The 10,057-nt window shown below is 32.0% G+C and carries 8 protein-coding genes and 1 pseudogene; 1 reads left to right on the top strand and 8 read right to left on the bottom strand.

Annotated features, from left to right (window positions below; all coding sequences use genetic code 11):
* Nucleotides 1–159 precede the first annotated feature (159 nt).
* The gene (locus CN514_RS20640; RefSeq protein ID WP_098234198.1) at nucleotides 160–1,287 is read right to left on the bottom strand and encodes a sugar efflux transporter; all 1,128 of its coding nucleotides are present in this window, start codon (nucleotides 1,285–1,287) and stop codon (nucleotides 160–162) included.
* A 60-nt stretch (nucleotides 1,288–1,347) separates the two neighbouring features.
* Complete coding sequence (locus CN514_RS20635; RefSeq protein ID WP_098234197.1) at nucleotides 1,348–2,217, bottom strand: Cof-type HAD-IIB family hydrolase; 870 nt, start codon at nucleotides 2,215–2,217, stop codon at nucleotides 1,348–1,350.
* Between the two features lie 209 nt (nucleotides 2,218–2,426).
* On the opposite strand from CN514_RS20635, the gene CN514_RS20630 reads away from it, so the two are divergent.
* Nucleotides 2,427–3,320, top strand: a complete 894-nt coding sequence (locus CN514_RS20630; RefSeq protein ID WP_098234196.1) for an AraC family transcriptional regulator — start codon at nucleotides 2,427–2,429, stop codon at nucleotides 3,318–3,320.
* Between the two features lie 563 nt (nucleotides 3,321–3,883).
* Here CN514_RS20630 and CN514_RS20625 read toward each other — a convergent pair.
* The 6 genes and pseudogenes from CN514_RS20625 to CN514_RS25895 all read right to left on the bottom strand — a co-directional run.
* Nucleotides 3,884–4,237 (bottom strand): annotated as a pseudogene (locus CN514_RS20625) ((2Fe-2S)-binding protein); the annotation flags it as partial.
* A gap of 64 nt (nucleotides 4,238–4,301) precedes the next feature.
* Nucleotides 4,302–5,450, bottom strand: coding sequence for a toxic anion resistance protein (locus CN514_RS20620; RefSeq protein ID WP_098234195.1), 1,149 nt, complete (start codon nucleotides 5,448–5,450; stop codon nucleotides 4,302–4,304).
* A gap of 19 nt (nucleotides 5,451–5,469) precedes the next feature.
* Nucleotides 5,470–7,152 carry a vWA domain-containing protein gene (locus CN514_RS20615; RefSeq protein ID WP_098234194.1) on the bottom strand — a complete coding sequence of 561 codons (1,683 nt, stop codon included), beginning with the start codon at nucleotides 7,150–7,152 and terminating at the stop codon, nucleotides 5,470–5,472.
* Between the two features lie 8 nt (nucleotides 7,153–7,160).
* A complete protein-coding gene (locus tag CN514_RS20610) occupies nucleotides 7,161–7,895 on the bottom strand; it encodes a hypothetical protein (RefSeq protein ID WP_098234193.1) in 735 nt (244 codons plus the stop codon).
* A gap of 177 nt (nucleotides 7,896–8,072) precedes the next feature.
* Nucleotides 8,073–9,494: a glycosyltransferase family 2 protein gene (locus CN514_RS20605; RefSeq protein WP_098234192.1), complete on the bottom strand. Its 1,422-nt coding sequence runs from the start codon at nucleotides 9,492–9,494 to the stop codon at nucleotides 8,073–8,075.
* Nucleotides 9,487–10,057: HEAT repeat domain-containing protein (locus tag CN514_RS25895; RefSeq protein WP_176526005.1), on the bottom strand; the 571-nt coding region annotated here is incomplete at its 5' end. The genes CN514_RS20605 and CN514_RS25895, both read right to left, overlap by 8 nt.

Raw genomic sequence — 10,057 nt, 5'->3', positions numbered from 1 at the left:
AATTAGATCATCCTTTTTCATTTAAATAATTTTTAAGCTTAAAGTTCCATTTAAAAATTTGCAGATTTGACTTTTTTAATTGTAGAAACGGGAATTTTATTTGCTGTTTTGTTATTTTAATTGCACTTCAGTTTCATAAATCTTTGTGTAACTTAACTACTACACAGACTGACTATGACCTGTCGATATTTCCATTTCCACATTGTTTTTGGATTTCCATAATATAAAGAGTGAACAAATTACAAATAATATACAAAGTAAATAAACATTACGATACCCTGCTAATTGTGCAAATAGACCTCCGCCTAAATTTCCTACTAAACTTCCGATCGTCGAGCAATTCGCATAAATTGATGCAGAAAAACCTGGTGAATTTGGTAGAAGGTCGTTAAAATAGCTTATACCATTACCCATTACAATAGCAATGTATGTTGCCTGTAGTAACTGTGCAACGATTAACTCCCATGTATGAGTTGAAATGCTTAAGGTTAAGTAATAGAGTAAACCAATAAAGCAACCGTAGATCATCAATGCATGATTCGAGATTTTTTTAGAAAGTACTCCCAACACAAGCATGATTGGAATTTCTAAACCTGCACATATACTTACAACTAATCCAACATCTGTATTTGTACCATGTAACTCATTGACGATAAAAAGCGGTGTGTTGATCCAATTTATCGAACTAACTGCAAATAATAAGATAAAAGCAATAAACGGTAGTTTAAGTTGTTTTCGTTTAGCAGCTGTAACTTTTGTCTTGTTTTTCTTTTTTATATTGTTCTGAACTGGCTTTCTCTTTTCTAAAAAGAAGATTACTAGAAGAGTAATCATTACATAAATGCTAGATGTTCCCCAAAATAGTCCATGATAACCTTTTGCTCTTAAAATTAAAGTACCAACTAATGGTCCAATTAAAAATCCTAAAGAAACAAGTGAGCGTAAAGTTGATAACGCTAAAGTCTTGTCTTTAGATAAACTTGCATTTGCCGACTCCTGTGCGGATGCAAAAATTTGTGGCATAGCCGCTGCACCTAATCCATTAAATAAAGCAACAAAAACTAATAATAAATAGTAGTTATGAAATATTAAATACGATGCATAACCTATTGCTGATGAAATCATCGCAATCATAATAATCCATTTTCTATCAATCCCTCGATCAGAACGTTCAGCAATAAATGTATTAACTAAAACACCGCTTAATGAAATCACTGCCATGAAGATACCAAATGCTCCAGAGCTCATTAAATAGACAAATAAAAACAACCTTGGATAATGTAACATACTCGTACATTTAACCAAGGAAAACGTTGCTTATTTAGATGTATTTAGATTTCTATACTATTATAGTACATTTGACCCTTTAAAAATATATTTTTCGAATGCATTTGCAACACCATTTTCATCATTACTTAATGTAACAACATCACATGAGAGCTTTATTTCTTCTTCAGCATTCCCCATAGCTATTGATAATCCAGCTATATTAAACATCGGAAGATCATTTTTTTCATCCCCTATAGCTACTGTATGTTCTAATGGTATATTAAAATATGATGCCATTGTTTTTAAACCATACCCTTTATTTCCATTTATATGTGTAACCTCAAGATTAAAAGGTGAGGCACTCGTAACAAAAATCTCATCTATGAATCTTAATTTTTTTTCAAGTCTCTCCATTTGTTTTGGATCAAGGGTTAAAATAAGAAACTTTTGGATGGTAAAATCCTCATTATCAATTATTTCATGAACTTTGTTAAAAAACGAATGTCCATATACAGTTGGAGGTGTAGTAAACATTTTAAAGTGTCTGTTTGAGAAGTATTTTTTAGGAACACCCCCAGATGAAACAACCTGTTCAAATCGTTTATCCCAATTACTTGGGGCAAATATTCCCTTATTTGTAGAAATATTGTACGGTAAGTCTTCACTCTCAACTTCTAAGGCGATTTTTTGTATTTGAGGTTGCCCAATTGAATTTAGTTCAATTAATTTTCCATTCACATATAATGCTGTCCCGTTATGGCCTCCAACTGGACAATTTAAACCATACTTTAAAAGTTCATCATATACTGAACTTGGTGAACGCCCAGATAAAATCATAACGATATGTCCTGCTGCCTGAGCTTTTTTAATCACGCTTAAGGTTTCCTTACTTATTATTTTATTTGAGTTGAGTGTAGTGCCATCCAAGTCTAATGCAATTAGTTTCATAGGAATCTCTCCCTTTATGGGTTTTAATTAGTAGGAAGTGAAGTGATAGTATTATAGTTTTGAAGATATGTTTGATATACTTAATTATGCATTAAAATAAGCAGAGTTCGTTAACTCATTCCTCCTAAATGATTGCCTAATCCTCTCACTTTTACATATTCTATGAAAAATTTTTTATTTCTTTTAAATAAAGTAAGCAAGGAGGACTTATGTCTGAAATTAACGTTTCTTATCTAAGCGAACTAATCCAAGTTATTGATCGCAATACTAGTCATGAAGGTGTTAACGAGACCTCAATTAACTCGTTATTTTTTATCCGAGAGTCACATATTACTGATCCAAAATACAGGGTTTATAAGCCATCTCTATGTATTGTTGTTTCTGGTGTAAAGGAATTATTACTAGGAAATGAACGTTTTAAGTATGGCCCTAGAAATTATTTAGTTGCATCCGTTGATTTACCTGTTACAGGCCAAGTTATTGAAGCTACACCGAACGCTCCATATCTAGCTTTGAAAATTGAATTTAATCCAAGTCAAATCTTAGAAATTTTAACGGATACTGAATTTCCCACTAATTCAAAGGTAACTGCAAAACGAGCGATTTTTGTCAACGAATTAGAAGGTTCAATTTTAGATGCAGTGATTAGATTGGTCCGATTATTAGATTCAGCTGAAGATATTCCAATTCTTGCACCTATTTTTACAAAAGAAATTCTCTACAGAGTATTACGTGGACAGAATGGGAGTATATTGCAACTTGCCATCGAAGGTAGCACTACTAATCGAATAAGTGAAGTTATTGAACAAATTAAAGCGAATTTTTACAAGTCTTTACGAATTGAAGAGCTTGCAGAAATAGCAAATATGAGTGTTTCTTCCTTACATAGACACTTTAAAGATGTAACTGCAATGAGTCCTCTTCAATTTCAGAAGCACTTAAGATTGCAGGAAGCTCGACTTTTATTACTGTCCGAGTCTTCAGATGCAGCAGATGTAGCATTCCGAGTAGGGTATGAGAGTCCATCCCAGTTCAGTAGAGAATACTCTCGATTATTTGGTTTTCCTCCAAAAGAAGATCTTAAACGAATGAGAGCGAAATAATAGTGTAACTCATATTTTTACAGTTCAATAGAACTAAGATTATTAGAGGTATATCCCCCCACTTTAAATAGATTACAAAAGAGGTCAAACGTTTCGCAAATTAATTGTTTATCAAAATTAATTCAATAATAGATGTACTCCTAACGTGCCCATTCATTAATCCTAAAATTGTATATATTAGGTATACATACGAAAGTTTGAATTTAGGAGTGATAACATGGCTTATAATAAGTTTGATGATTTTTTATTTGGTCGGAATGATGAGAGAAACATTCATAAAAATGAATCAAATAGTGAACATGCAAAAGTAAGTGTTTGAGGTTCTCGTCATAAGTATCGGAAAAGTGTTTATTCCAATCTGCCACCAGTACCGGTCGTTTTAAACCCTATTCCGTACCAAATTACGCCAATTGGTACGATTCCAATTTATTTCAAAAAATGTTAAATACCTAAAGACCACCTTATTTTCTTTATTTTCTTTTTAAATGTAATTCTAAAAAATGTAAAAGCCTGCGTTTTTTATTAACGTAGGCTTTTTAATATTTTAAGTGAAATGTATTTTTCTAACGTCTATTTCTTGGTCTACCCCGTTGTTCGTTTAAAACCGATAATACGGCTTCTTTTATTTCCTGGTAACTAGTGCAACGACATATATTTGAACTAAGCCATTCTTCAATAACCTCTTCAGTTGCGTCAGGATGCACGGTTACGAGTGCATGAGCGTTTAGGATAAAACCCGAAGTACAATACCCGCATTGAAAATCCCATTTTTCCACAAAAGCACGCTGCATTGGATCATCATGTAAGCCTTCTATTGTAGTAAGTTTCTTTCCAACAGCATCTACCGCTAACATCATACATGTTTTTACTGGTAAACTGTCCGCTATAACCGTACAAGCGCCGCAATCACCTGAATCGTAGAGTAAGGTTAATTGAAAAAAGATATGTCCCTTACTACTACATATCTTTTTCCAGTATCTTCTATAATCCGATTCGATCCCCTTTTTCAAGTCTTTGAATCTGTTGTGAACCGACTTCAGCTAATTCTTGAAATTGTAGGATGGTTTGACGCATTTTTGGTAAAGCTTCTTGTTTAAATGTACTAATCGATTCAAACGCTGATATGACGTTTGTGAATGAAGTTTTTAGTGTTTCAACAGAAACCGCTGACTCCATGGCTTGCTTTTGGATTGCAACTCCTTGCTCCTTTAATAATCTAGAAGTACCTTCAATAATCGTATTTGTAGTTTGATTTAAAGCAGTGATTTTTTGTAAAACAATTTTTTGATTATATAGAGCACTTGCTACCGTTACAGCTGTATTCAGTGCAGAAATCGTTACCGTTTTTGCACGTTCCACACCTCGAATTAATTCACGATTATTCCGAATGACAACCTCATATGACATATCTCCTTGGTGATTGACAACTAACATTTGCTGGAGGTCCATGACTCGTTGTCGTAACGGATAAAGAACTTCCTCTGAGATAAATTTAATTTTTTCTTGATCTTCCCCTTCGATTTTTGCTTTTTCAATCTGGTTTTCAATTGACTCATCCATTAATGTTCCAAGTTGGATTTCCTTTTCTAGCGTTTTTGAAAGCATACGAAGTGATAATTGTTCATGCTCTAATGTCGTGTTATCATTTTCAAGAATTTTTTTCCCCTTATCAAGTGACTTTACGATATCAGCGATTGCGACATCTGCTTTTTCAAATCTTTGAAAATATGAACGAATAGGATTAAATAACTTACCTAAAAAACCTGATTTTGCAAAATTAATTGCACTAGGATCTAAATCCTTTAATTGAACTTGAAGCTCTGATAATCCTTTTGCAACTTGCCCTCCTTCGTCTCCGCTTTTAGCAAGTTGACCAAGTGAAACCTTTAGAAGAGAATTTTTATTCGAAGAAGATTTCATCGTCTGTAATCCAAATGATTCGATTGATTGAAGAATTTCCTTTCGTTTTTCGTACGTTTCCTTTGATACAGTGTCTAATTCCATTATCATCGCTACATTTGCATCCGCTGTTGCTTTTAATTGCATTAATTCTTCTGGAACAGGCTTTACTTGCTCTTCTATTACTGCCTTGATTTCTTCTTCATTTACAACTTGCATAGAAAATGACATTCTTAAATCCTCCTACTAATTAAAGTTGAACATTAAAGAGATTACGAATTTTATAGATTACATCATCTGAATCAGCATTAATATTTGCAGCTTCGTTAATATTCGAAATACTTTCAAGCGCTTTAATATTAGCGTTATAACCAATCGTATAAATTGGAATTTTATATGCTTTAATAATTCCTTTTACATTCTTCAATGAATTCCCATGATTGGTCTCGCCATCGGTAAGAACAAAAATGAGCGGTCTAACATTTGAATTTTTTTTCATTTCATCTTTTAGCATATTAATTGCTACAAGGATTCCATCGTTTGTTGCTGTATCTCCACTTGCATCGAGGCTAGATACGGCACCAACAAATTTTGATTGTTGATTTGCATCATATTTTGCAATTGGAAGATTGATCGTAACATCGGCAGAATATGAGATTAAGCCAATACTATTATCTCTTCCTAAATATTTTTGACCTTTAAGTAGTGATTCTTTTAGCTCATTTAATGGTTTACCATCCATACTACCTGAAACATCTGCTACAAAAACCGCAACTATTGGATTTGAAGTATTTTTCTTACCTTTCCAAAGTTTCTGTGCAGCACTTAATGTATCCCCATCGATCGTTTTAAGCTCTGATTTGTATTTGTTCAACCCATTAAACCCATCTTGTTTCGCAAGTGATTGAAGATTATTTTGACCAGTAAATTCAGCAAATTTTTTCAAAATATCCATTTTCTCTTTTGATAAATTTCCTAAAGCATAAAGTGGACTGTCGTGACGCACTCCAAATGGTATAAATTCATAACTATTTTTTAAATCTGGTGAATTCACCAATGTTTGATATTCTAAAACAAATGCATCTAGAACGCCCGATTCCGCTGCATCACTCATTTGTAGAGTCGTAGAAGCAGTGAACGGCACATTTGCTTGAAAGCTTTCAAACCCTCTCACAGCAGTATCGCTTAGTACATTTTTTGAATCAAAGGAATTTAAAGTCGTAACTAAAAAATTTAATCCCGTTGAACTAGTAAATGGGTCGGTATATCCCATTGATAGTTCGTTTTTTGTCATTGCCTCGATAACGGTTTTCGGATCGACTTTACTATACTTTTTCATTAACTCATTATATTTTGGCTTTGAAATGACAATACCAGGAACATTCCCAACTAATCGCGAGGAGACGGTTTCTGTTTGTACTCCACTTGCTGTTATCATTTGACCCCAAAGTTCATTTGAAGGTGTAAAGGCATCAGGAACATATTTACCAGATTTAATGAAGTCTGTTGCAGTACCAGATGCAATGTTTCTAATTTTTACAGATACCTGCCTACCATCTAGATTGAATTTTGCATCATTAAACTGATTTGCGACTTCGTTTAACCAACCATTTTTTCCATCACTTGATTTTTCGGTAGATGAAAAAATTTCAACAAAACTATCAGTTGTATTGTCTACAGATACAGGAAATTTTGAAATATCAGGGAGTTCACTTGCGACATCAGCTGTACTTAAGTCAATTTGACCTTTAATTGGTTTTGCTTTCGAAATATTTATTTTTGAGATCATTTTAGCTAATTGCTGATTTTTATTTTTATCAGTAATTTTCACAACTTTATCTTCTGAAGTCATATTAATTCCGATATAGACAAGAAGAAAAACTACAACGATCACTGCAAGAGATGCAAAAAGAAACTTCCTCATTTTTATCATCCTTTCATTCATTGCCTATAATATTTTGTTTGTTGAATTAACGTATCGATTTCTTTCATACATTCCATTTTTTCAATATCATCGATTCCTATTTCATCTAGCCTTGAAATTTCTAAAATTAATTTATCAATATTAACAAGAATCTCTTCATTCATTTCAATTGCCCTTTTTACGAATTTGATGTATTCATTAAAAAGATTTGTTTTCTCTTGAATTAATGACTTTGAGTATCGTAATCCGTCTTTGCCCTTTATTTTTTTATAATCAAGTTCATCAAAAGTACTAATCTTGTTTATGATGTTTCTTATTCTTAAATAAAATAATGTCTCAACCTCGTCCACAACAGATGCAAACTTGTTGTATGTAAGTTCGGTTGGAGAAAATCGATCTGTTAATAAGTTATAAAATACGACTTTTTTCTTTTTCATTCGTTCGATTTGCTCAATTGAAGTCATAATATCTTCTTTTAGTACTTTATTATTTTTATATCGACTTAAAGCAAGAACGAAATCTTCATTTGTTTTTAGCTGCTTAATTGGCTTATCTTTAGTAGGCTTGAAATATAGCTGAAACATACTAAATAGAAGTACTAACAAATTCGCTATTATGAACGATACTCCAAATGCAGTTTGAAATGCACTAGCATTCATTAATTGGATTCCGATTAAACCTGGAGAGAATACAATCACATTCAAAATCGTAATGAAAGCGATTAGCCCCACTAATTTTAATCCCTTTATCATCCTTCACTCCTCCGCTATACTCTATTTATGCTCTATTACTCATTTATATTTACCATTCTGATTTTTTAGTTTAATAAAATTGCAGAAATCATGACTTGGCTTAAATTTTTTACATATGATTTTTTTCAGCAAACAAAAAAAAGACCACTAAGCAGTCTTTTTGATTAATTATGAAAGTTAAACACCCTTTCTCTTCATTTCTCCCCAACCCTTTTTTTGTCCTAAGAATATGCTAATTGTTGCTATTGCACGCCAATATGTCAAAATTGGACGATACCAAATCGCTTCTGTCAATGAATAGAAAAATAAACGGTTTAACTCACTAATTTTTTTATATTTTTCTAAACGCCATTCTTCTAAAAGCACTGCGCTTACTGAGAAAAATGAGCCATATATAATCATTAAAATTAAAAGTGCAATGGAATACATTATATTTATATTGTGTAAAGTAATATTTATTATTAAGGACACATAACCAAAAAACTCAATAATGGGTCCTAAAAATTCAACGAAGAAAAAATATGGCATTGCAATAAATCCGATTGAACGGTAATTTTTATTAAAAATCATTTTACGATGTGCCCACAAACTTTCAAATAATCCGCGGTGCCATCTTACTCTTTGTGTTTTTAAATATTTGAATGAATCCGGTGCTTCAGTATAACAAACTGGATCGGCTACATACTCGATTTTTGCTCCCCAATTTTCTTCTATGTTTTTCCGGTGTAGACGAACGACGAGTTCCATATCCTCACCGATCGTATTTGTTAAATATCCTCCTACTTGAATGACTCTTGACTTTTTAAATACACCAAATGCTCCAGATATAATTAATAATAAATTTTTATTACTAAGTCCAATTCGTCCAATTAAAAAAGCTCTCATATATTCGATAACCTGCATTACTACAAGTGGATTTTTCGATAGAAGCATTTCATTTACTTTACCAAACGATGTTTTACTCCCATTTGCAATTAATACGTTTCCACCAGTAGCAAGTATTTCGTCATCTGTATTTTCAATAATCGGTTTCATAATTTTAATAAATGAATCAGAATCAAGGATTGTATCACCATCAATAGAAGCAAAATAAGGATACTTACTAAAATTAATTCCAGCATTTAATGCATCAGCTTTTCCACCATTATCTTTATCAATAAGAAATACGAAAGGATAAATAGCTGATTGATATACATTTTTAATTGGTTTCGTTTCAATCCCTTTATGTTTATGAAATACCTTGTTTTTTACTACTTTCATCTCGAAGCGATCGATCGTTTTTTGTAAAGTAGAATCTTTTGATCCATCGTTAATAACGATTACTTCAAATTCTGGGTAATCTAACCTACCACTTCCAGTCACTAAGGATAAAATCGTATTAATTACTCCTACTTCTTCATTATAAGCAGGGACTAGTATTGAAATTGGTGCAGTAAAGGCAGACTCTTTTAATCTTTTATATTGTTCAATTTGATGTAGACCTTTTTCTCTTTTTAATCGCATAAATGCTAATATAAATAAAATTAAATAAGTTGAACAAAGGAGCAACACGTAGATGATAATAACTTTATTAAGTATTAAAAAGAATAGATTAATCATATTCCGCAGTCCTCTCCAACCATTCTTTTGATATATTTCTTGCATATGCATCTGGATGTTCTTCGATTATTTTATTAAGAATTACCTCTCCATTCTTATATTTTTTTATCGATTTAGCAGCTTCAGACCTTACCATATAAGCCTTGTCTGAAATTAATTCAATTAAATAAGACAAAAATAAATCATTGCGAATACTTCCCATTAATCTTACAATCATCAACTTTTCTTCATTACTTAGTTGAATCTCTTTCTCTTTTGATTCTAAGAGTTGAATAATTAAATTTGGAGAAATATATCCTAAAGATGATATTGTTTTTAACGAGCGTATTCTTAATTCACTATTTTCTGATGTCATTAATTTCTCAAGAAATAAATGGATTTGCTCAGATCGCAAATTTTTAATTCGGATCAAGTCCAAAATAGGATTTTTAAAATTCTCCGGTAATTCATCGAAGTATTTAAGCAGTTCATTAATATTCTCTTCATTTACATGTAAATACAAAATTTCCGTGAGTAAAAAAGAAGGTATTTTTTTCTGGTCAACTAACAATTGCATTAATTTT

The sequence above is a fragment of the Bacillus sp. AFS001701 genome (genome assembly GCF_002559405.1).
Classification (GTDB): Bacteria; Bacillota; Bacilli; order Bacillales; family Bacillaceae_G; genus Gottfriedia.
Note: the sequence above shows the minus strand (reverse complement) of the source record. Positions and strands in the feature narration are given on the sequence as shown.

Excerpts from the sequence above, each read along its gene's own strand:
- CN514_RS20640 (WP_098234198.1), bottom strand. The coding sequence starts at position 1,287 with ATGTTACATTATCCAAGGTTGTTTTTATTTGTCTATTTAATGAGCTCT.
- CN514_RS20635 (WP_098234197.1), bottom strand. The coding sequence starts at position 2,217 with ATGAAACTAATTGCATTAGACTTGGATGGCACTACACTCAACTCAAAT.
- CN514_RS20630 (WP_098234196.1), top strand. The coding sequence starts at position 2,427 with ATGTCTGAAATTAACGTTTCTTATCTAAGCGAACTAATCCAAGTTATT.
- CN514_RS20620 (WP_098234195.1), bottom strand. The coding sequence starts at position 5,450 with ATGTCATTTTCTATGCAAGTTGTAAATGAAGAAGAAATCAAGGCAGTA.
- CN514_RS20615 (WP_098234194.1), bottom strand. The coding sequence starts at position 7,152 with ATGATAAAAATGAGGAAGTTTCTTTTTGCATCTCTTGCAGTGATCGTT.
- CN514_RS20610 (WP_098234193.1), bottom strand. The coding sequence starts at position 7,895 with ATGATAAAGGGATTAAAATTAGTGGGGCTAATCGCTTTCATTACGATT.
- CN514_RS20605 (WP_098234192.1), bottom strand. The coding sequence starts at position 9,494 with ATGATTAATCTATTCTTTTTAATACTTAATAAAGTTATTATCATCTAC.